Source organism: Streptomyces sp. NPDC017529 (assembly GCF_044329785.1).
In the GTDB taxonomy this organism is placed as follows: Bacteria; Actinomycetota; Actinomycetes; order Streptomycetales; family Streptomycetaceae; genus Streptomyces.
In genome coordinates, this window is record NZ_JBIRJY010000006.1 from 421,873 (window position 1) to 443,456 (window position 21,584).

20 protein-coding genes are annotated in these 21,584 nt (G+C 72.9%); 10 read left to right on the forward strand and 10 right to left on the reverse strand.

The features are described 5' to 3' along the window. Positions 1 to 31: 31 nt before the first annotated feature. The 5 genes from ACH4K4_RS18850 to ACH4K4_RS18870 form a co-directional block, all read right to left on the reverse strand. A complete protein-coding gene (locus ACH4K4_RS18850) occupies positions 32 to 3,190 on the reverse strand; it encodes an efflux RND transporter permease subunit (protein ID WP_398168500.1) in 3,159 nt (1,052 codons plus the stop codon). A 157-nt stretch (positions 3,191 to 3,347) separates the two neighbouring features. Then, positions 3,348 to 4,034, reverse strand: coding sequence for a response regulator (locus ACH4K4_RS18855; RefSeq protein ID WP_398168502.1), 687 nt, complete (start codon positions 4,032 to 4,034; stop codon positions 3,348 to 3,350). After that, positions 4,031 to 5,341 carry a sensor histidine kinase gene (locus ACH4K4_RS18860; RefSeq protein ID WP_398168503.1) on the reverse strand — a complete coding sequence of 437 codons (1,311 nt, stop codon included), beginning with the start codon at positions 5,339 to 5,341 and terminating at the stop codon, positions 4,031 to 4,033. The genes ACH4K4_RS18855 and ACH4K4_RS18860 overlap by 4 nt, the downstream gene beginning before the upstream one ends. Before the next feature lie 93 nt (positions 5,342 to 5,434). Further along, positions 5,435 to 5,713, reverse strand: a complete 279-nt coding sequence (locus tag ACH4K4_RS18865; protein ID WP_398168505.1) for a hypothetical protein — start codon at positions 5,711 to 5,713, stop codon at positions 5,435 to 5,437. Between the two features lie 75 nt (positions 5,714 to 5,788). Continuing rightward, positions 5,789 to 6,589, reverse strand: coding sequence for a PspA/IM30 family protein (locus tag ACH4K4_RS18870; protein WP_360138880.1), 801 nt, complete (start codon positions 6,587 to 6,589; stop codon positions 5,789 to 5,791). A gap of 306 nt (positions 6,590 to 6,895) precedes the next feature. Between ACH4K4_RS18870 and ACH4K4_RS18875 the strand changes: the two genes are divergently transcribed. The 4 genes from ACH4K4_RS18875 (at position 6,896) to ACH4K4_RS18890 (ending at position 11,489) form a co-directional block, all read left to right on the forward strand. Then, positions 6,896 to 7,492, forward strand: coding sequence for a DUF3043 domain-containing protein (locus tag ACH4K4_RS18875; protein WP_398168507.1), 597 nt, complete (start codon positions 6,896 to 6,898; stop codon positions 7,490 to 7,492). A gap of 86 nt (positions 7,493 to 7,578) precedes the next feature. After that, positions 7,579 to 8,316, forward strand: coding sequence for a class I SAM-dependent methyltransferase (locus ACH4K4_RS18880; protein ID WP_398168509.1), 738 nt, complete (start codon positions 7,579 to 7,581; stop codon positions 8,314 to 8,316). A gap of 254 nt (positions 8,317 to 8,570) precedes the next feature. Continuing rightward, entirely contained in the window at positions 8,571 to 10,376 is a 1,806-nt protein-coding gene (locus tag ACH4K4_RS18885; protein WP_398168511.1) for an ABC transporter ATP-binding protein, read from the forward strand. A 15-nt stretch (positions 10,377 to 10,391) separates the two neighbouring features. Then, positions 10,392 to 11,489 carry a S1C family serine protease gene (locus ACH4K4_RS18890; RefSeq protein WP_398168512.1) on the forward strand — a complete coding sequence of 366 codons (1,098 nt, stop codon included), beginning with the start codon at positions 10,392 to 10,394 and terminating at the stop codon, positions 11,487 to 11,489. A 78-nt stretch (positions 11,490 to 11,567) separates the two neighbouring features. Here the strand turns inward: ACH4K4_RS18890 and ACH4K4_RS18895 are convergent, their stop codons facing one another. Then, a complete protein-coding gene (locus ACH4K4_RS18895; protein WP_398168513.1) occupies positions 11,568 to 11,774 on the reverse strand; it encodes a hypothetical protein in 207 nt (68 codons plus the stop codon). A 232-nt stretch (positions 11,775 to 12,006) separates the two neighbouring features. Between ACH4K4_RS18895 and ACH4K4_RS18900 the strand changes: the two genes are divergently transcribed. The 5 genes from ACH4K4_RS18900 to ACH4K4_RS18920 all read left to right on the forward strand — a co-directional run bounded on the left by ACH4K4_RS18900 (position 12,007) and on the right by ACH4K4_RS18920 (position 17,639). Beyond that, a complete protein-coding gene (locus ACH4K4_RS18900) occupies positions 12,007 to 13,254 on the forward strand; it encodes a bifunctional adenosylcobinamide kinase/adenosylcobinamide-phosphate guanylyltransferase (RefSeq protein ID WP_398168514.1) in 1,248 nt (415 codons plus the stop codon). Between the two features lie 63 nt (positions 13,255 to 13,317). Continuing rightward, the gene (locus ACH4K4_RS18905) at positions 13,318 to 14,025 is read left to right on the forward strand and encodes a class I SAM-dependent methyltransferase (protein WP_398168515.1); all 708 of its coding nucleotides are present in this window, start codon (positions 13,318 to 13,320) and stop codon (positions 14,023 to 14,025) included. Positions 14,026 to 14,035: 10 nt separating this feature from the next. Next, positions 14,036 to 15,082, forward strand: a complete 1,047-nt coding sequence (cobT, locus tag ACH4K4_RS18910; RefSeq protein ID WP_398168516.1) for a nicotinate-nucleotide--dimethylbenzimidazole phosphoribosyltransferase — start codon at positions 14,036 to 14,038, stop codon at positions 15,080 to 15,082. 92 nt (positions 15,083 to 15,174) lie between these two features. Continuing rightward, positions 15,175 to 16,944 carry a phosphatidylglycerol lysyltransferase domain-containing protein gene (locus ACH4K4_RS18915; RefSeq protein WP_398168518.1) on the forward strand — a complete coding sequence of 590 codons (1,770 nt, stop codon included), beginning with the start codon at positions 15,175 to 15,177 and terminating at the stop codon, positions 16,942 to 16,944. Then, a complete protein-coding gene (locus ACH4K4_RS18920; RefSeq protein ID WP_398168519.1) occupies positions 16,941 to 17,639 on the forward strand; it encodes a hypothetical protein in 699 nt (232 codons plus the stop codon). The genes ACH4K4_RS18915 and ACH4K4_RS18920 overlap by 4 nt, the downstream gene beginning before the upstream one ends. 33 nt (positions 17,640 to 17,672) lie before the next feature. On the opposite strand, the gene ACH4K4_RS18925 is transcribed toward ACH4K4_RS18920, so the two are convergent. Next, entirely contained in the window at positions 17,673 to 18,410 is a 738-nt protein-coding gene (locus ACH4K4_RS18925; RefSeq protein WP_398168520.1) for a hypothetical protein, read from the reverse strand. Positions 18,411 to 18,488: 78 nt separating this feature from the next. On the opposite strand from ACH4K4_RS18925, the gene ACH4K4_RS18930 reads away from it, so the two are divergent. Then, on the forward strand, positions 18,489 to 19,301 hold the full coding sequence (locus ACH4K4_RS18930; RefSeq protein ID WP_398168522.1) for an adenosylcobinamide-GDP ribazoletransferase: 813 nt from the start codon (positions 18,489 to 18,491) through the stop codon (positions 19,299 to 19,301). A gap of 40 nt (positions 19,302 to 19,341) precedes the next feature. Here the strand turns inward: ACH4K4_RS18930 and ACH4K4_RS18935 are convergent, their stop codons facing one another. The 3 genes from ACH4K4_RS18935 to ACH4K4_RS18945 are packed head-to-tail and all read right to left on the reverse strand — an operon-like array spanning position 19,342 to position 21,477. Next, positions 19,342 to 19,908: a hypothetical protein gene (locus ACH4K4_RS18935; RefSeq protein WP_398168523.1), complete on the reverse strand. Its 567-nt coding sequence runs from the start codon at positions 19,906 to 19,908 to the stop codon at positions 19,342 to 19,344. Positions 19,909 to 19,921: 13 nt separating this feature from the next. Beyond that, positions 19,922 to 20,785, reverse strand: a complete 864-nt coding sequence (locus ACH4K4_RS18940) for an endo alpha-1,4 polygalactosaminidase (RefSeq protein WP_398168525.1) — start codon at positions 20,783 to 20,785, stop codon at positions 19,922 to 19,924. Then, the gene (locus ACH4K4_RS18945; RefSeq protein ID WP_398168527.1) at positions 20,782 to 21,477 is read right to left on the reverse strand and encodes a spherulation-specific family 4 protein; all 696 of its coding nucleotides are present in this window, start codon (positions 21,475 to 21,477) and stop codon (positions 20,782 to 20,784) included. The genes ACH4K4_RS18940 and ACH4K4_RS18945 overlap by 4 nt, the downstream gene beginning before the upstream one ends. Positions 21,478 to 21,584: the final 107 nt, after the last annotated feature.

Consider the following 21,584-nt stretch of genomic DNA (forward strand, 5'->3'; position numbering starts at 1 on the left):
GTCTCCTGGGACGGGCTGACCTGTGTGTGGGTCAGACTCCCGCCGCCTCCGGCGTGCGGGTCTCGTCGGCGGGCCGCGTGCGCTTCGCCGCACGCTTCGCCGCGCGGCGCTCCTTGCGGAGTTCGATCATTGCGTACAGCGTCGGGACGAGCAGCAGTGTGAGCAGGGTGGACGTGATCAGGCCGCCGATGACGACCACGGCCAGCGGCTGGGAGATGAAGCCGCCGTCGCCGGTGATGGAGAGGGCCATCGGGAGCAGGGCCATGATCGTGGCGAGGGCCGTCATGAGGATGGGGCGGAGGCGGTGGCGGCCGCCCTCGATGACGGCTTCGACAACGCCGTAGCCCTGGGCGCGGTACTGGTTGATCAGGTCGATCAGCACGATCGCGTTGGTGACGACGATGCCGATGAGCATCAGCATGCCGATCATCGCCGGAACGCCCATCGGGGTGCCCGTGGCGACCAGCAGGCCGAGTGCGCCGGTTGCCGCGAAGGGGATGGAGACGAGCAGGATCAGGGGTTGGATCAGGGACCGGAAGGTTGCCACGAGCAGCATGAAGACGATGGCTATGGCGGCCAGCATCGCCAGGCCCAGCTTGGAGAACGCATCGGTCTGGTCCTGGGAGACGCCGCCGATCTCGGCGGTGGCGCCCTCCGGCAGCTTCAGGTCCTTGATCTTGGACTGGAGCTGGGTGGTGACCGCGCCGGTGTTGTCGCCGGTGGGCTTGGCGGTGACGGTGGCGGACCGCGCGCCGTCGATGCGGGTGCTCTGGACGGGGCCCGCGACCGTACGGATCGTGGCGAGGTCACCGAGCTTGGCCGGGCCCGCCGGGGTCGGTACGGCCAGGTCGCGCAGGGCGGCCTCGGAGGTGACCGGGTGGGCGGACTTGATGACGATGTCCCGTTCGGTGTCGCCGATCATCGCCTTGCCGCTGGTGGTGCCGCGTACCGCCTGGGCGACGACCTGGCCGAGGGTGGCCTGGCTGTAACCCGCCGCGGCCGCCTTCGCGTTGGCCTGGACGGAGATGCGGGGCACGCTCTGCGCCAGGTCGCTCTGTACGTCGGTGACGTGGTCGAGGCCGGCGACGGTGGCCCGTACCTGCTCGGAGGCCTTCTTCAGCACGTCCGCGTCGGCGGCCTTGACGACGACGCTCAGGTCCTGGTTGCCGAAACCGCCGCCCCCGGTGGAGACGGTGGTCTCGCCGATGTCCTTGCCGAGTTTGCCGAGTTCGGCGCGGAGCTTGTCGGTGGCCTTCGCGGAGTCCGCCGAGTCCTTCAGCTTGAGCTGGTACGAGGCCTGGTTGGCGCCGCTGCCGCCGCCGAAGGCCGCCATGAAGCCGGAGGAGCCGACGGTGACCTGGTAGTCCTCGACCTCGTTGAGGCCACCGAGGACGCGTTCGATCTTCTTGGCCTGGGCGTCGGCGGCGGCCAGGCTCGTGCCGGGCTTCAGCTCCTGCTTGACGCTCAGGGTGTCCTGGTCGCCCTGGTCGAAGAAGTTGGTCTTGAGGAGGGGGGCCATGCCGAACGTGCCGAGGAGGACGACGACGGCGATGACGACGCTGGTGACGCGGCGGCGGGTGGCGAAGCGCAGTACGGGCACGTACAGGCGCTGGAGGGGGCTGCCGCTCTCCTTGGCCTCGGCGGCCCGGCGCAGTTCCTCGGGGTCGGTGCCCTCGGGGATCTCCGGGGCGCGCAGGAACCAGTAGGAGAGGACCGGCACGACGGTGAGGGAGACGAGGAGGGAGGCGAGGAGGGCCACCGTCACGGTGATGGAGAAGGAGCCGAACAGGGCGCCGACCATGCCGCCGACCACGCCGATGGGCAGGAAGACCGCGACGGTGGTGAGGGTGGAGGAGGTGATCGCGCCGGAGACCTCGCGGACGGCGGTCAGGATGGCCTGCTGCCGTTCCTCGCCGTAGCCGAGGTGCCGTTTGATGTTCTCCAGGACGACGATCGAGTCGTCGACGACACGGCCGATGGCGATGGTCAGCGCGCCGAGGGTGAGCATGTTCAGCGACAGGTCGCCGGTCCACAGCACGATCAGCGTGATGACGACGGACAGCGGTATGGAGACCGCGGTGACCAGCGTCGAGCGCAGGCTGAGCAGGAAGACCAGGATGACGATCACGGCCATGACCAGGCCGAGGAGGCCTTCGGTGGTCAGCGAGTCGATGGACTTGGAGACCGCGGGGCCCTGGTCGGAGACGACGGTGACCTCGGCGCCCTTGCCGAGCGCGGCGCGGATCTTCGGCAGCTTGTCCTTGACGGCCTCGGATATGTCGACGGCGCTGCCGTCCTGGCCCATGGTGACCATGACGGCCAGGCTGGGCTTGCCGTTGGTGCGGGTGATGGAGGTGGGGGCGGCCTGCTCCTCCTTGACGGTGGCGACGTCGCCGAGGCGTACCGGCTTGCCCGCCTGGCCGCCGCCGGAGCCGCCGGGGCCCGCCGCCGGGGTGAGTGCCAGGTCCCGGATCTGCTGCGCGGAGGTGAAGCCGCCGCCGACCTGGACGGTGTTGCTGCGGCCCTGCTCGGCGAACGAACCGGCGGGTACGGACGTGCCGTTCGCCTCCAGGGCCTGGCCGAGCGCCGCGGCCGTCAGCCCGGCCTGCGCGAGCTTGGCGTCGTCGGGGGTGACGGCGACGATGCGGTCCCGGACGCCGTCCACGGAGACCTGGCCGACGCCGTCGATGTTCCTCAGGTCCGGCACCACGCTGCGGTCGAGCTGGGCGGCCAGCGCCTGCTGGTCCTTGCCGGTCGCCGACACCGCGAGCACGACGGCCGGGATGTCGTCCGTCGAACCGGCCACGACCTGCGGGTCCACGTCCTTGGGCAGCTTGGCGCGGGCCCGGTTGACGGCCTGCTGCACGTCGGCGACCAGCCGCTTGGAGTCGTTGCCGTAGTCGAACTGGGCCATGATGACGGCCGAGCCCTCGCTCGCCGTCGAGGTGACGCCCTTGATGCCGTCGACCGCCTGGATTCCGTCCTCCAGCGGCTCGATCACCTGCTTCTCGACGACGTCGGGCGAGGCCCCCTGGTAGGGCGCCAGCACGGACACCACGGGGAGTTCGATGGTGGGCAGGAGCTGCTGTTTGAGCTGGGGGATCGCGATGGCGCCGAAGGCGACCGCGACGATCGACATCAGCGCTATCAGGCCCCGTTGTACGAGGCTGAGTCGGGACAGCCAGGACATGGGTGGGGTCTCTCTTCTGTTCTGTACGGCGTTCTCGGCGGACGGGCACCACTGGCCCGACTAAACGATCCGCCACGCCCCACCGGTTTTCCCTCGCTCGCAGGTCGGTTTCCGCCCCACCGCCGTACAACGTTCGGAGTACGGCGGTCTCCACCCCCTACTGCACCCGTGGGCGCACCAGCCCCGATTCGTACGCGATGACCACCAGTTGCGCCCGGTCGCGGGCGCTCAGCTTGGCCATGGCCCGGTTCACGTGCGTCTTGACGGTGAGCGGGCTGACCGCGAGCCGCTCGGCGATCTCGTCGTTGGACAGGCCGCCCGCGACCAGGACCAGCACCTCGCGTTCGCGGCCGGTGAGCGTGGCCAGTTCGGCGGCGCCGCGGCGTCCCGGCCCGCCGTCGGCCGCGTCGCCGCCCTGCGCGAGGAACTTGGCGATCAGCCCCTTGGTGGCGACCGGGGACAGCAGCGCCTCGCCGGCGGCCGCGATCCGGATGGCGTTGAGCAGTTCGTCCGGCTCGGCGCCCTTGCCGAGGAATCCGCTGGCGCCGGCCCGCAGCGCCTGCACCACGTAGTCATCGACCTCGAACGTGGTCAGGATGACGACGCGTACAGCAGTCAGGTCCGGGTCCGCGCTGATCATGCGGGTGGCGGCGAGGCCGTCCACGCCCGGCATCCGGATGTCCATCAGGACGACGTCGGCGCCCTTGGCGCGGGTCAGCTCGTACGCCTGGGCGCCGTCGGACGCCTCCCCCACCACCTCCATGTCGGGTTCGGAGTCGACGAGGATGCGGAACGCGCTGCGCAGCAGTGTCTGGTCGTCGGCGAGCAGGACTTTGATGGTCATGCGGTGTCCCCCGGGTGGCAGGTGCGGCCGGGCGCTTCGGCCCGTGTGGTCTGGGTCGTCTGGAGCGGCAGGCGTACCCGGACCCGGAAGCCGCCGGCCGGGCGGGGGCCGGTCTCGACCGTGCCGCGCAGCGCGGTGACCCGCTCGCGCATGCCGATCAGGCCGTGGCCGCCGCCGCGCTCCTCCGCGGCGCCCGGCCCCGCTTCGCCGGCGGGCGCGCCCGTGCCGTCGTTGAGGACGGTCACGGTCAGGTCGCCCGGGGACCGGACGATGCGCACCGTCGCGCGGGCGCCCGCGCCGGCGTGCTTGTGCACGTTGGTCAGCGCTTCCTGGACGACCCGGTAGGCGGTGAGGTCGACGGCGGCGGGCAGCCGGTCCGGCTGCTGCGGGACGTCGAGGTCGACGGGCAGTCCGGCGCGTACGAAACCGTCCACGAGCTGGTCCAGTACGCCCAGGCCCGGCGCGGGTTCGGTGGGCGCCTTCGGGTCGTCGGACTGGCGCAGCAGGCCGACGGTGGCGCGCAGTTCGTCCAGTGCCGAGCGGGACGCCTCGCGGACGTGCGCGAGCGCCTGCTTGGCCTGGTCGGGGCGGCTGTCCATGACGTGCGAGGCGACCCCGGCCTGCACGTTGACCAGGGCGATGTGGTGGGCGACCACGTCGTGCAGCTCGCGGGCGATCCGCATCCGCTCCTCGGTGACCCGGCGCCTGGCCTCCTCCTCGCGGGTGCGTTCGGCGCGTTCGGCCCGTTCCCTTATGGCGGCGACGAAGGCGCGGCGGCTGCGCACCGCGTCCCCGGCCGCCGCGGCCATGCCGGTCCACGCGAAGATCCCCAGGTTCTCCTGGGCGTACCAGGGGCGGGCGCCGAAGAGCATCGCGGCGGCGGTGAGCACGACGACGGTCAGCGCGCCGACACGCCAGGTGGTGGAGCGATCGGTGCGGGCGGCGAGGGTGCACAGCGCGATGACGACGGAGCAGGCGACGGGGGCGCGCGGCGCCTGCGTTTCGAGGATCAGTTCGAGGACGGTGCAGCTGCCGGTGACCGCCAGGACGCTGCGCGGGAAGTGGCGGCGCAGCACCAGGGCGCCGCTCGCGGCGACGGCGAGGACCACGGTGGTGGCGGTCAGTTCGCGCTCGCCGAACCGGGGGCCGTGCGGTCCGTGCGGCTCGGCCACCGCGCCGACCAGGATCGCCACGAGGACGGCGAGCGCCAGTACGGCGTCGAAGGCGCGCGGGTGGGCGCGGGGCCAGGCGAGCGGTCCGGCGCCCGGACGCGGACCGGCCTGCCCGTGAGCGGCGGAGGGAGTCACGAGGACAAACGGTAGCGCCCCGGTCCCACGCGGGGTCCGGGGCGCTGCCTGCGCTGGAGGTGGGCGGGCCGCCCGGTGCGACCGGGCGGCTTCTCAGCCCGGGATCAGGCCGTCGTCGCTGAGCATCTGCCTGACCTCGTCGAGGCTCGCGTCCTCGGCGGGCAGGATCAGCTCGGACGGTTCCAGGGAGTCGTCGGGCAGCGGGCTGCCGAGGCGGCGCACCGCGTCCAGGAGAGCGCCGAGGGTGCGCCGGAAGCCTTCCTGGTCGCCGCTCTCCATCTCGTCGAGCAGCTCGTCGTCCAGCTTGTTCAGCTCGACGAAGTGCGCGTCGTCGAGCTTCACCTGCCCCTCCCCCATGATCCGTACGATCACGACGGTCTCCTTCTGGTCCGGTGCGACGCTCTTCTCCGGTGCGGCGGTCCCGACGAGGCTAACCGCCGCCGCCTCTTACTGCTTGTCGAAACGCGGCTGCCCCGGCTGCGCCTGCGGGGCCTGCTGCCCCTGGCCCGCCTGGCCGCCCTCGATGGCCTGCTTGTCGGCGCCCGGTCCGGCCAGCTCGGCCTTCATCCGCTGGAGCTCCAGCTCGACGTCCGTACCGCCGGAGAGCCGGTCCAGCTCGGCGGTGATGTCGTCCTTGGCCATGCCGGTCGGGTCGTCCAGCGCGCCGGAGGCCAGCAGCTCGTCGATCGCGCCCGCCCTGGCCTGCATCTGCGCGGTCTTGTCCTCCGCGCGCTCGATGGCCATGCCGACGTCGCCCATCTCCTCGGAGATGCCGGAGAACGCCTCGCCGATCCGGGTCTGCGCCTGGGCGGCGGTGTACGTGGCCTTGATCGTCTCCTTCTTCGTACGGAAGGCGTCGACCTTGGCCTGGAGGCGCTGGGCGGCGAGGGTGAGCTTCTCCTCCTCGCCCTGGAGGGTCTGGTGCTGCGTCTCCAGGTCCGTGACCTGCTGCTGCAGCGCGGCCCTGCGGGACAGGGCCTCGCGGGCGAGGTCCTCGCGGCCGAGCGAGAGGGCCTTGCGGCCCTGGTCCTCCAGCTTGGAGGACTGGCCCTGGAGCTGGTTGAGCTGGAGCTCCAGGCGCTTGCGGGAGGTCGCCACGTCGGCGACGCCGCGCCGGACCTTCTGGAGCAGCTCCAGCTGCTTCTGGTACGAGTAGTCAAGGGTCTCGCGCGGATCCTCGGCCCGGTCCAGGGCCTTGTTGGCCTTCGCGCGGAAGATCATCCCCATCCGCTTCATGACACCGCTCATGGGCCTCGCGCGCCCCCTTCTGACCGAGTTACATCGGGCTTAGGCTCCAGCACATCTACAGACCCCACAGTACGGGCCTTGGTTCCATTACCGCACTGTTCGGGCCCGGATGCGCTCCTCCTACAGGACGATCAGGGACCGGCCCTCCTCCGGCGCAAGGTGTAGGGACGGCTCAGGGGAACTCCTACATGCCCGCTCTGTCCCGTTACGCCCCCGACGCGGCACCGACGGCGGCCCCGCGCCGTTGCCGGATCGTTCCCCATGCCGCTGTGGTCCATACACCGCCAAGCCGTACCCTTGGGTTTTGTGTTCCGAAGCCGTTCGAAGGATGAGCAGGCCGCGACCACCAAGGTGACCGCGTCCCAGCCCCAGCAGCCCCGTGACCCGCAGGCCCCGAAGGGCCGCCCGACGCCGAAGCGCAGTCAGGCGCAGTCGCAGCGCCGCACGCGCGCGCAGACGCCGGCCAACCGCAAGGAGGCGGCGAAGGCGTCGCGTGAGGCGCGCCGCGCCGACATGGCCCGGCAGCGCGAGGCGCTGGCCAACGGTGACGAGCGGTTCCTGCCGGTGCGCGACAAGGGCCCGGTGCGCCGCTTCGCCCGGGACTTCGTCGACTCGCGCTGGTGCGTGGCGGAGTTCTTCCTGCCGATGGCCGTGATCATCCTGGTGCTGACGATGCTGCGCCAGCCGCAGATCCAGAACATCGCGCTGCTGCTGTGGCTGTTCATCATCGTGCTGATCGTGATCGACTCCTTCGTGCTGTGGTTCTCCCTGAGCCGGCGCCTCAAGCAGCGCTTCCCGAACGAGAACCACAAGGGCGTCAAGCCGTACGCCCTGATGCGTACGCTCCAGATGCGCCGGCTGCGCCTGCCGAAGCCGCAGGTCAAGCGCGGAGAGCGGCCCTGAGCGCGACCCCGGCGGGCTTTGCCGGGGGCGCCGGGCAGTGGCTCGGCAACCTCGGCGGACTGCGCAACACGGTCCGCCAGGAACTGGTGGCCCGTCAGCTGGAGGAGCAGATCTCCGCGCGCTTCCCGGTCGGGCAGCGGCTGCGGGTCCTCGACGTGGGCACCGGCCAGGGCACCCAGGCGCTGCGGCTGGCCCGCGCGGGCCACCGGGTCACCGGCCTGGAGTCCGACCCGGCGATGCTGGCGGCGGCCCGCGCGGCGCTGGCGGAGGAGCCGGCCGGCATCCAGGACCGGGTGGAGCTGATCGAGGGGGACGGCCGGGACACCGGTGTGCACTTCCTCCCCGGCGCCTTCGACGTGGTGCTGTGCCACGGCGTGCTGATGTACGTGCCGGAGCCGGACCCGATGCTGGCCGGGCTGGCGCGCGTCCTGGCCCCCGGCGGGCTGCTGTCGCTGCTGGTGCGCAACGCCGACGCGCTCGCGCTGCGGCCCGGCCTGTCGGGCGACTGGGACACCGCCCTGGCGGCCTTCGACTCCCCCGACTACACCAACCGCATCGGCCTGAAGGTGCGGGCCGACCGCCTGGCGGCGCTGACCGCGACGCTGGACGGGATCGGCGCGCCGCTGGAGACCTGGTACGGCGTGCGGGTCTTCACCGACATCGCGGCGGACGACGTGCCGCCCCCGTCCGCCGGCGAGCTGGAACGGCTGCTCGCCGCCGAGGACCGGGCCGGGCGCACCGACCCGTACCGCGCGGTCGCGGCGCTGCTGCACCTGTGCGGCGTGCGGGGCGGTCCCGGCGGCGAGGCGCGCCAGGGCGGATGATCAGCGGCGGCGTCGGGGTTCCACGGTGACGACGTCGTAGCCCGGGTCTTCCGGTTCCTGGCCTCCGTAGCCGCCGTACGGGGCGTCCTACGTCGGTCTCCTCGGCCTTCTTGGCTACGACAGGGAGGAGTCGCGTGTGAAGAGCCGCCAGGGCAGTCCTGCCGCCCTTGCGTGCCAAAGGAGTCGGATCGAAGAGGACACGGCACGTCCGAACAGGAGACAGGTAACCGCCGCTGCTTCGCGTCCTGTCCTACGTGACCACCGACCCCGCCCCCGAAGGGCCACCGCCACCCAGACTGCCCGTCCGCCGAACCTGGCAGGTGCTGTACGGCCACATCCGGCCGCACCGCCCGGCCATCGCCCTGGGCGGGTTCCTCACCCTGATCGGCACGGCCACCGGTCTCGCCCAGCCGATGGCCGCGAAGGTGCTGGTCGAGCGGCTGGGCGGGGGCGAGTCCATCACGGCGCTGCTGGTGCTGCTGACCGTCCTGGTGGTGGCGGGTTCGGCCCTGGAAGCGTTCGGCGCGTACGTACTGGAGCGCACCGCGGAGTCCGTGGTGCTCGCCGCCCGGCGCCAACTCGTCGCGCGGCTGCTGCGGTTGCGGATGCCCGAGGTCGACCGCAGCCGACCGGGCGACCTGATGTCGCGGGTCACCTCGGACACCACGCTGCTGCGCGCGATCACCACCCAGTCGCTGGTCTCGGCCGGCACCGGCAGCGTCACCCTGATCGGCTCGGTCGTGCTGATGGCGCTGCTGGACCCGGTGCTGCTCGGTGTCACGGTCGGCGTGATCGTGCTGATCGGCAGCGTCCTGGCGCTGGTGATGCCGCAGATCTCGAAGGCGACGAAGCGGGCGCAGGAGGCGGTGGGGGCGATATCCACCGCGCTGGAGCGGACGTTCGGGGCGTTCCGTACGGTCAAGGCGTCGGGCGCGGAGCCGCGGGAGGCCGCGGCCATCGAGGAGGCGGCGCGCGAGGCGTGGCGTGGCGGCCTCCGGGCCGCGAAGTGGCAGTCGGTCGCGATGTCCTCGGTGGGGCTGGCGGTACAGCTGTCGTTCCTGGCCGTGCTGGGCGTCGGCGGCGCGCGGGTGGCCTCCGGGGCCAGCGACATCGCCACCCTGGTCGCGTTCCTGCTCTACCTCTTCTACCTCATCGACCCGATATCCCGGCTGGTGGAGGCGGCGTCCTCCTATCAGGTGGGGTCGGCGGCGGTCGCCCGGATGGCGGAGGCCGAGGCGCTGGAGACGGAGCCGGAGACAGCGCCGGCAGGCACCGTGCGGGATGCTTCCACGGCCCCCGCGAGCGTCGCCTTCGAGAAGGTGACCTTCCGCTACCGCCCGGAGCTGCCGCCGGTCCACCACGGCGTGGACTTCGCGGTGCCCGGCGGCGGCACGACCGCATTCGTCGGCCCTTCGGGCGCCGGCAAGACCACCGTCTTCGGGCTGCTGGAACGGTTCTACGAGGCGGACGGCGGCCGGGTGCTGGTCGACGGCACGGACGTACGGGACTGGCCGCTGGACCGGCTGCGGTCACTGATCGGCTACGTCGAGCAGGACGCCCCCGTACTGGCCGGCACCCTGCGCGAGAACCTGCTGTACGCGGCGCCGGACGCCACCGGCGAACAGCTCGGCCGGGTGCTCGTGCGGACCCGGCTGGACGGTCTGGTCGCGCGGCTGCCGGACGGCCTGGACACGCCGGTGGGGCACCGCGGGAGCAAGCTGTCCGGCGGCGAGCGGCAAAGGGTGGCGATCGCGCGGGCGCTGCTGCGCGAACCGCGGCTGCTGCTCCTGGACGAGGCGACCTCCCAGCTGGACGCGGTCAACGAGATGGCGCTGCGGGAGACCGTCGCGGAGGCCGCCCGTACGGCCACGGTCCTGGTGGTGGCGCACCGGCTGTCCACGGTCACGCTCGCGGACCGGATCGTGGTGATGGAGGCGGGGCGGGTGCGCGCGGTGGGTACGCACGAGGAACTGGTGGCGACCGATCCGCTGTACGCGGAGCTGGCGGCCACGCAGTTTCTCGCCACGGCGCCGGATAACCGGGCGGACCGGACGCCCTGACGGGACACTCCAGACATGACGCCTTCACTGACCTCCCGTCACGGGACGGTGACCGCCGCGGCGGCCGCCCTGTGCGCGACCGCTCTCCTGGCCGGCTGCTCCGGCTCCGGCACCGAGTCCGCGGCGGACGCCACGTCGCCGGCACCCAAGGCCGCCACCTCCCCCGCCAGGGCGGCGGCCCCCAGCGTCGGCAACGACCTGCAGAACGCCTACCAGAAGGTGGTCAAGGACGTCCTGCCGTCGGTCGTCCAGATCACCACCGGGGAGGGGCTGGGCTCCGGGGTGGTGTACGACGCGCGCGGCCACGTCGTCACCAACGCCCACGTCGTCGGCGAGGAGAAGAAGTTCAAGGTCACCACGGCGCGCGGCAGCCGCTCCCTGAACGCGACGCTGGTCGCCTCCTACCCGGAGCAGGACCTCGCCGTCATCAAGATCGACGACGCGCCGAAGGACCTGAAGCCCGCGACCTTCGGCGACTCCGGCAAGGTCGAGATCGGGCAGATCGTGCTCGCCATGGGCAGCCCGCTGGGGCTGTCCGGCAGCGTCACGCAGGGCATCGTCTCGGCGACCGGGCGCACCGTCAGCGAGCCCAGCGGCGGCGGCGGTACGGGCGCGACCCTCTCGAACATGGTGCAGACCTCCGCCGCCATCAACCCGGGCAACAGCGGCGGCGCGCTGGTCAACCTCTCCGACCAGGTCATCGGCATCCCGACGCTGGCCGCCACCGACCCGCAGATGGGCGAGGGCGCGGCGCCCGGCATCGGCTTCGCCATCCCCGCCTCCACGGTCCGCAACATCGCCGACCAGATCATCAAGGACGGCAAGGTCACCAACTCGGGCCGGGCGGCGCTCGGCATCACGGGGCGCACGATCGTCGGCGAGGGCTTCGAGGGGGCCGGCGTCAGCGTCGTGAGCGTCAAGGACGGCGGCCCGGCGGACAAGGCGGGCATCGAGGCCGGCGACATCGTCGTGAAGTTCGGCGGGACGGCCGTCAGCACGATGCAGGCACTGTCGGAGGCGCTGGCGGGCAAGAAGCCGGGCGACACGGTCGACGTCACCGTCGACCGGGACGGCTCGCGGAAGACGGTGCGGGTGACGCTGGGAACGATCTAGGTGACGCCGGGGACGATCCGGCGGAGGCCGGGAGGTGCCCGCCGGGCCGCGGCGCGGCGGGCACCGGTGCCGGGCCGCTCAGCCCGCGTCGGCGTGCAGGCTCATCGCGTAGATCTCGGAGCCGTCCTCGAAGAGCGTCACCCTGTCGGCGCCCCCCTCAAGGAGGTCCTTCCACACCTCGCCGATCCAGGACTCCGCGTCCCCCTGCGTCGAGAATTCCTCCGGCTCGACCGCGGGGCTCGTCTCCGAGCCGTCGGCCTTCTCGAACCGCCACGTCCACACCATGTCCGCCTCCTGGGTCCCACCGAGTGCTGCTCGTGCCGTACCGCCGCGCACCGGAGCCCGGTGCCGTGCTGCTCCTGTCCTGCGCCGGTGCTCCATACGGACGCCGTACGTGCGGCGTATTCCCCGCGAAGGCGCGGCGTACGTCCCGCGTACGGTCTGTTCCGCAGCCTAACGGCCGTGTCGAGACGGGCCCCCGCGCGCTGAGGCGGGCCCGCCGGGAGAAAATCGACGGGTGGAACTGACTCTCCTCGGCACCGGAGCCCCCCAGGGGCTGCCGCGCCCCGGCTGCCCCTGTGCCGCCTGCGCCACCGCCGTCGGCGGCGAGGCGCGGGCGGCGACCGCGCTGCTCGTCGACGGGGCACTGCTCCTGGACCTGACCCCGGGGCCGGCCTTCGCGGCGGCCCGCGCCGGGCACTCGCTCACCGCCGTACGGCAGGTGCTGCTCTCGCACCCGCACGACGGGCCCGCGATGGAGGTGCCCGCCGGGCTGCCGCAGCCGGGGCGGGTGGCGGACGGCCGGGAGCTGGCGCTGCTGGACGGGCACCGGGTGCGGGCGGTCGCCGTGGACGTGCCGGGCACCGGGTACGAGGTCGGCGGCGCCGAGGGCGAGCGGCTGCTGTACCTGCCGCCCGGCGCCGCGCCGGCCGGTCTGGGCGAGGCCGATGGGCACGGCAGGGGCAGTGGCCCGTACGACATGGTGCTGCTGGACGTCCTGGGGCGGCCGGACGCGCTGGCGCGGCTGCGGGCGAGCGGCGCCGTGGACGCGGCGACCGACGTACTGGGCGTCCACCTGGACCACCACGTGCCGCCCGGCCCCGAGCTGCACCGGCGGCTGGCGGCGGCGGGCGCGCGTACCGTCCCGGACGGCACGTCGCTGGTGGTCGGCGAGTACCACGCGGTGCCCGACCTGCCCCGCCGCACGCTGATCCTGGGCGGCGCGCGCAGCGGCAAGTCGGCGGAGGCGGAACGCCGGCTGGCCGCCTTCCCCGACGTCCTGTACGTGGCCACCGGCGGCACCCGCGACGGCGACGCCGAGTGGGCCGCGCGGGTCTCGCTCCACCGCGAGCGCCGCCCGGCCTCCTGGCGTACGACCGAGACCTGCGACCTGCTGCCCCTCCTGGAGGGCGGCGACCGTACGGAGGACCGGCCTTCGGGTGACGGCTCCCCGCTCCTCATCGACTGCCTCGCGCTGTGGCTGACGCACGCCATGGACGAGGTCGGCGCGTGGGACGACGGGAAGTGGGCGGCGAGCGGCGAGCGGGAGCTGCGCGCGCGGGTGGACGAGCTGGTCGCGGCGGTACGCGGCACCCGGCGCCCGGTGGTCGCGGTGAGCAACGAGGTCGGCTCGGGGGTGGTGCCCGCGACCGCGTCCGGCCGCCGTTTCCGCGACGAACTGGGGCGGCTGAACGCCGTGTTCGGTGCCGAGTGCGAGCACGTCCTGCTGGTCGTGGCCGGTCAGGCGCTTGCGCTGCGCGGATGACGCGCGCGGGCTCGCGCCCGTGTCCTCTTGCCCGCGCCGCCGGGTCCGGGTGGGCTGGGCCCCGTGACCGATACGGATGGCCCGGCGACCGGTGGCACCGACTGCTTCGACCTCGCCGTGCGCGCGTACCTGCGGCGGCATCCGCTGGCGACGGTCGTCGCGCTCGGCGAGGGCCTGGGGACCGGGTTCTGGCGGCTGGACAACGGAAGCCTTCAGTGGCTGACGGTGGAGCTGCCGGAAGCCGCCGCGATGCGCCGGATGCTGCTGCCGGACGGGCCCCGGCGGCGGACCATCGCCTGCCCGGCGGCCGGCACCGACTGGCCGTCGGCCGTCCGCGCGCCGGAGCACGGTGTCGTGGTGGTCGCCCGGGGCCTGCTGATGTTCCTCCCGCCGCCCGGGGTACGGGCCCTGCTCGCGGTGTGCGCGGAACGTTTCCCCGGCGGCGCGCTGGTCTTCGACACGGTGCCCCGCCGGTGCACGGGCCGGGCCGGGACCCGTGGCGGCGCCGCCGCGGACCGGGACGCGCCGCCGCTGCTCTGGGGCATGGACGCCGCCGACCGGCCGAAACTGGCGAGCGCCCACCCGAACATCGTCGCGGTCCGCGAGGTGCCGCCGCCGGGCCGCGGGCCGCTCGCCGGCCGCTTGGCGCGGTGGCGCGGCCGCGTACCGCTGCTGCGCGCCGCCGCCCCCGAGGTCACCGAGATCCGCTTCGGCCGCCCCGAAAGCGCCCCGGCCGACCCGGCGCTGCCCGCCGGGCGCCGTTCCCGGTAATCTGCGCCGAATGAGCGCCCTGAACCTCGATGACTTCGCCCACCTGATCGAGCGCCCCGACGGCGGCGTGCGCCGCGACGCCGAGGAGCGCCGGGCGCGGCTGGCGGTGCCGCCGGGGGCGCTGGGCCGACTGGACGAGCTGGGCGAGTGGCTGGCCGCCGCACAGCAGCAGGTGCCGGTGCGGCCCGTCGAACGGCCGCGCGCCGTGCTGTTCGCGGGCGACCACGGCGTGGCGTCGCTGGACGTCTCGGGCCGCAGGGCCGGGAGCACGAAGGATCTCGTGCGGGCCGTACTGGACGGTACGAGCCCCGCCGCGATCCTGGCGCGCCGGGCCGGGGCCCAGGTGCGGGTGGTGGACATGGCGGTGGACTGCGACCCGGCGGAGCTGCCGGAGGCGGTCACCCGGCACCGGGTGCGGCGCGGCTCGGGCCGGATCGACATCGAGGACGCGCTGACGCCCGAGGAGACGGAGCGCGCCTTCCGGGCGGGCATGGCGGTCGCCGACGAGGAGGCGGACGCCGGTACGGACCTGGTCGCGCTCGGCGACCTGAGCGTGGGCGGCACCACCCCGGCGAGCGCGCTGATCGCCGCGCTGTGCGGCACCGACGCCTCGGTGGTCACCGGGCGCGGCGGCGCCGGCATCGACGACCTGGCCTGGATGCGCAAGTGCGCGGCGATCCGCGACGCGCTGCGCCGGGCCCGGCCGGTCCTCGGCGACCAGCTGGAGCTGCTGGCCGCCACCGGCGGCGCCGACCTGGCCGCGATCACCGGGTTCCTGCTGCAGAGCGCGGTCCGGCGCACCCCGGTGATCCTGGACGGGGTGGTCTCGGCGGCCTGCGCGCTGGTGGCCCAGCGGGTGGCGTTCCGGGCGCCGGACTGGTGGCTGGCCGGGCAGGTCAGCGGCGAGCCGGCGCAGGCGAAGGCACTCGACCGGATCGCACTCAACCCTTTGCTCGATCACGGCGTCACTGCTGGTGAGGGGACAGGGGCGCTGCTCGCCCTGCCATTGGTGCAGGCGGCCGCGGCCCTGTCGGCAGAACTGCCCGTACGCGACTGAGCGGCGCGGGCCGGCCACGGCCGGCCCGCGCGCGAACAGGCCGGATTCCCACGGATCCGGGCATCGGCGGCGCCCCCATATGATCCAGCTTCATGGGAGAAGTCCGTTTGAGCCCGGATGAGGACCGCACCCGCGGTCGGTGGTCACAGCGCGGCGCCGCGTTCGCCGTGTGGTACCTGCGTGCCGTCACCTTCATCAATTTCCTCAGCGCCGTGTGGGTGTCGTTCGGACAGGACATCCGCCGCCACAACGTCGCCGAGTTCTTCACCCCGTACCTCCTCACGGCGGGTTTCGCGTCCGGCGTCTTCTCGCTGTTCTTCGCGGTCACCATGCGGCGCCGCAAACGCGCCGCGTGGATACTCAACCTCGTACTGTCCGGGCTCTTCCTGGTGCTGTTCGCCCTGGCGATGGTGGCGGCGCCGGAGTTCCGTCGGCACGCGCAGAACTGGTTCTCCTTCGCCGTGACCCTGCTGTTCGTGGTGTCCCTGGTCCTGGGCCGCAGGGAGTTCTACGCCAAGGGCGACCGCTCCAACCCCAAGCTGGCCGCGGCCGTCGCGCTCGGCGGCCTGCTGGTCACCTCGCTGCTCGCGGCGCTCTTCGTGACCCTCGCCAACACCGCGCAGGACGGCCACCGCGCCACCTTCACCGACCGCTGGCGCTACGGCGTGATGCGGCTGGTCTCCATCGCCGCCGACGAGGACCGCTTCCCCGGCATCGCCACGCCGAACTGGGTCAACGTCGTCATCAACATCATGAGCACCGTCCTCCTGCTGCTCGTGCTGTGGGCCGCCTTCCGTTCCGTACGCAGCACCGACCTGATCACCTCCGAGGACGAGGAGCGGCTGCGCGACCTGCTGGCCCGCCAGGGCGACCGGGACTCGCTGGGCTACTTCGCGCTGCGCCGCGACAAGAGCGTCATCTGGTCCCCCACCGGCAAGGCCGCCGTCACCTACCGCGTCGTCGGCGGGGTCTCGCTGGCCTCCGCCGACCCGATCGGCGACCCCGAGGCGTGGCCGGGCGCCATCGACCTGTGGCTCGCCGAGGCCCGCGCGCACGGCTGGACGCCGGCCGTGATGGGCGCGAGCGAGGAGGGCGGCACGATCTACGCGCGGCACGGCCTGGACGCGCTGGAACTGGGCGACGAGGCCATCGTGGACACCGACGAGTTCACGCTCGACGGCCGGGCCATGCGCACCGTCCGGCAGGCCTACAACCGCGTCAAGCGGGCCGGCTACACCGTCCGCATCCGCCGCCACGAGGACATTCCCGAAGCGGAGATGGGCCGACTGCTGGAGCTGGCCGACGACTGGCGCGACGGCGAGACCGAGCGCGGCTTCTCGATGGCGCTCGGCCGGCTCGGCGACCCCGGCGACGGGCGCTGCGTGATGCTCGAATGCGCCGACGCGGACGGCGAGCTGCGCGCGCTCCTCAGCTTCGTGCCGTGGGGCGCCAAGGGGCTGTCGCTGGACCTGATGCGCCGCGACCGGGACTCCGAGAACGGCCTGATGGAGTTCATGGTCCTGGAGCTGATCCAGCGGGCGAAGGAGGTGGAGATCACGCAGGTGTCGCTGAACTTCGCGATGTTCCGCTCCGTCTTCGAGCGCGGCTCGCGGCTCGGCGCGGGCCCGGTGCTGCGCCTGTGGCGCTCGCTGCTCAGCTTCTTCTCCCGGTGGTGGCAGATCGAATCGCTCTATCGCGCCAACGCGAAATACCGGCCCATCTGGGAGCCCCGGTACATGCTCTTCGAGAAGAGCACCGACCTGCTGCGCATCGGCCTCGCCGCCGCCCGTGCCGAAGGGTTCCTGGAAGCCCCCGGCCTGCCGAAGTGGCTCAACCGCAAACACCTGGAGACGAAGAGATGAGCGAGCCGGCCCTGCGCCGCGCCGTGCGTGCCGAGTGGGGCCTGCTGGTCAGGACCGTATGGTCCGGCCTCCGCGCGAAGAAGCTGCTGGCGATCCCCATGACGATCTCCGCCATCCTGCTCACCTCCCTCTTCCAGATCGTCCAGAACCAGTCCTGGGGCTACCAGTTCATCCAGAACATCGGCTCCGTCCAGGCCGACGAGCACCTGTGGCTGGCGCTGCTGCGCACCCCGCTGTCGCTGTTCGTGCCCGCGCTGGACCTGCCGGTGTGGGGCGCGCTGGCGCAGCTCCTGCTCGTCTTCGGCATCTGCGAGATCTGCCTGGGCCGGGCCCGGACGCTGGCCATCGCGTACGCGGCCACGCTCGCCGGGACGATGTACGCGCGGATCGGCATCTGGCTCGGCCCCGACAACCCCATCGGCCTCCCGCCGACCGATGCCTTCGTCCACGACACCGGCCCCTCGGCGGCCGTGGTCGGCCTGGGGATCTTCGTGTGCTGGGTCTACCGCGCGTGGTTCACCTGCGCGCTGGTGGTGCTGGCGATGGTCTACGAGGTCGTGTTCATCAAGAACAACCTGGCGGGCCGGGAGCACATCGCCGCCGTCGTCGCGGTGCTGGCCCTGTGCGGGGCGTGGGAGGTGCTGCACCGGCGCCGCAAGCCGCGGGGCGAGCAGCGGGTCAGAGCCGCTGCCTAGCACGTACCGCTCACCGGAACGGCAGGACCGGGCTCAGTGGGTCGGCGTCCCGCCGATGACGTGGTTCACGCGGCGGCGCAGCCCGTTCCAGCGTCGGTCGTGCCGGAAGGCGCGTACCTTCGCCTTGGCGCGGGCCTTGGGGCGCCGCCGGTAGAACCGTTTCGCCCACAAAGAGTTGGGCCGGGCCAGCCGGACGGCCCCGAACAGCGCCACGAACGGCACGAACACCCCGATCACCGCCAGCCTGCCCTTCCCCTTGAAGAGCGCCACCAGCGCGAACAGGAAGTTGATCCCCACGGTCCGCGCCACCCGGAAGCGGTTGTGGAACTCGTCGGGGTCCAGTTCGTTCACCCCGAACGGCAGGGCGCCGCCGAGGATCAGCGCCACCAGCGCGGCCGTGACGATCACGATCTCCACGCTCTTGGTGCCCTGCTCGCTCCAGTACACGTCGTCCAGGTGCAGGATCAGCGCGAACTCGTCCAGCACCAGCCCGACGCCCATCCCGAACAGCACCGCGGCTATCCCCGCCCCGTACCCGTGGCGTCCGCCGGCGATGGCGGTGAACCCGCCGATCACCATGAGCACCACACCCGGCACGACGTGGTGAATGTGCAGGCCGCCCGGCGAGATGTTGCGGAAGGGGCCCTTGCCCGCCCGGATCAGCCGGGTGATCATGCGGGTCACGGCGAACGTCACCACGAAGGAGACGAGCGCGAGCAGCAGGGGGAACTTCCCCGGCTCGATGATGTTGCGGAACCACCAGTGACCCATGCCACGTACTCCCCATTTGTCGCGTATAGGGGCAATTTAGCGCCGTACGGTCCGGGACGGCCGGGTTAGCCTGCCGCGATGAACGACGCCGCCGCCCCCTCAGGACCCTCGCCTTCCCCCACCCTCGGGGACGCCATGCGCTTCGCCTTCGGCACCCTGACCGTGCTGCCGGTACGGCTGCGCCGCTGGGACCGGCCGGCGGCCCGCGGCGGCATGCTGTGCGCGCCCGTGGCGGGCCTGGTCGTCGGACTGGCGGCAGCGGCCCTCGGCACCCTGCTGCTCCTCCTGGACAGCGGCCCCCTGCTCGCCGCCGTCGCCACGGCCGCCGTCCCCGCCGTGCTCACCCGCGGCCTGCACCTGGACGGCCTCGCCGACACCGCCGACGGCCTGGGCAGCGGCAGACCCGCCGAGGACGCGCTGCGCATCATGAAGCAGTCCGACATCGGCCCGTTCGGCGTCATCACCCTGCTCTTCACGCTGCTGGCCCAGGTCGCCGCCCTGGCCCACCTGTACGAACAGGGCTGGGCGCACGGCGCGGCGGCCGCCGTCGTCGCAGCCGTCACGGCCCGCTGCGCCCTCACCCTCGCCGCCCGCACCGGCGTCCCCCCGGCCCGCCCCGAGGGCCTGGGCGCCGCCGTGGCCGGCACGGTACCGCCGCGCCTGGCAGCCGCCGCGGCCCTCGCCGTCATCGCCCTCTCCGCGGCCGCCGGCACCCACGCCGGCCCGTCCGGCGCCCTCCACACAGCCCTGGCCGCCCTCCTCGCCCTGGCCGCGGGCGAAGCGACCCTGCGCCGCTGCCGCCACCGCTTCGGCGGCATCACCGGCGACGTCTTCGGCGCCATCGCGGAGCTGACGGGGGTGGTGGCGGTGCTCGTGCTGGCACTGGGGTGAGCGGGGCCGCGCCCGGGCCCGTCTGCCGCCGGGAGGCCGTTCAGCCGGTGCGCAGCCGCTCGCCCGGTCCCGGGATGCGGGGCGGGACGTAGCCGTCGTCGTCCTTGGGGTCGCCGGCGTGCGGTCCGAGCAGTAGCTGGTCGGGAACGAGCAGGACACGGGCCGTACCGGACAGGCCCGGTTTCAGGCCTGGCGAGGGGCCGATCCAGGAGTCACCGTCCTCGACCCGTGAGCCGCCCGGACTCTCGTCGTGCACGCTGATGTTGTCGCACAGCAGCACGACGTCAGCCGAGTCCACCGCGCAGACCGCGACTTTTGCCACGACGGTCGGCAGGTGACCTGTTTTCGTGGTGCGGTAGGTGAAGCGCACAGCGTCTCCCCGTGCGGGAACCTGCGGATGCGGCCCTACCTTCCAGTCCGTGATCTCGACGGTCAGAGGGTAGGTGACGTCGTCGCGCACCACGGTCACTGCGCGTGCGGCGGGGCCGGGGGCCCGCTCGGCATACCGTCCGTCCTCCGCCGTACAGCCGGCGAGCGCGAGGGCCGCGCAGGCCGCCATCGCCGCCTGTACCGCGGTACAGGCCTGCCTGCGCGTCCACCGCCTCACTTCGCTCCGCCGTTCAGCACGCCTTCCGCCAGGCGTCCAGATGCAGCCGCTTCTGCATGGAGCTGAGGCGCAGGCGCTTCGTGGAGGTGCAGAAGCGGTCGGCCGGGAGTTCGTATTCGACGTGGAAGACGGCCTTGTCCGCCTTGATGAACGGGGTCATGGCCGCGCACTCGTCGTACTGGGCGCACTGTTCGTTGACGGCGAAGTCGAAGTCGCCGACGAGCTGGGGGATCTGGTCGAGGTCGTTCTTGAGGCCGACGGACATGCCGCGGTCGTGGGCCAGCTTGGCGATCATGCGGTTGAAGGCGAGCTGGTGGCCGGCCGTCAGGTCGAAGCCGGTGTCGTTCTTGTAGCCGTCGACGTTGTCCGGCTCGACGGCGTCGAAGCCCTTGTCGCGGCACATGTCGAAGCGCTTGGCCATCAGGGGGCGCAGCACGTCCAGGCGGCGGATGTCGAGCCACTGCTCGCCTTCCCAGCCGTTGTCCTCGCCGATGACGTCCTTGGGGAAGTGGCGCGCGTCCGGGCGGAAGTCCTCGTAGGCGCCGACGCTGATGTAGCAGATGGCCTTGCGGCCGCGCTTGTGGAGGTCGGCGACCGTGGCCGCCTTCTGGTTGAAGCCGTCGATGTCGTAGACGGGGGCGTCGACGGAGAGGTCCAGCTTGCCGGTGAGCTGCCACTGCCAGGCGACGCCGGGCTCGGGGCGCCAGACGGGGCGGGGCTTGCCGCCCCCCGGGCCGCCCGTGCTGCCGGAGCCGCTGCTCGTGCCGGGGCTGGGCTCGTCGTGCGGTCCTGACGGGACCTGGGAACAGGCGGTGGTGACGAGCAGGAGCGCCCCGAGGAGGAGCGGGAGTCTCTTGCGGAGGTGCGGGGGGTTCATCGGGGTGTCTCCAGGTAGGGCGGGAGTGCGTCCCAGGGGTGCGGCACGGTGCCGGGGACGGCGCAGTGCACGGCGGCGCCGCGCCGCGAGGCGAGTTCGGCGGCGGCCCGCGCACACGTTTCGGGCACGCCGTGGATGAGGTGGCAGAACCGCTCGGGCGGGTGGTGGGCGGTCCACGCCGGGATCTCCGCGGTCTCGTACGCCGTCCAGGTGTCTTCGAAGGTGACGAGCAGGTCGGCGAAGTCGAGGTAGCGGGGGTGCGGGTGGAGTCCGTGGTTGAGGACGACGGTACGGGCTCCGGCCGCGCGCGCGGCGACCGCCAGGCGGTTGTAGTGCGCGAGGAGCCCGGCGCCGGCGGCGGCCTGGTCGAAGAACGCGCCGTCGGCCGCGTACCAGTCGCGGTGCCGCAGCAGGTCCTGGACGACGGCCGCGTGCGGGCGGCGGCCGTAGTCGGTGTCGGTGTAGCCGAGGGTGCGGACGCCCGCTTCCCTCAGTTGCCCGGCGACCTCGGCGAAGTGCGGGTCGGGGGCGGTGCCGGGGCCGTTGGCCGGGTTGAGTACGACGCCGTACAGGTCGGGTGCCGCCGCGATCAGCCGCCGCCAGGCGTCCGGCCGTTCCGCCGGGTGCTCGTAGAGCGGGACCAGCAGTCGGCGGGAGGGCGGGTCGGGCTGTCGCGGGGACGGCCGGGTCATGGACGGGGCTCCTGTCAGGACATCCGGAAATGACGAATTACGGTGAGATCCTGAGGATATGGGTGGGGGTGCGGGGACCCGGCACCGGCCCACGGGCACCGGTCGGC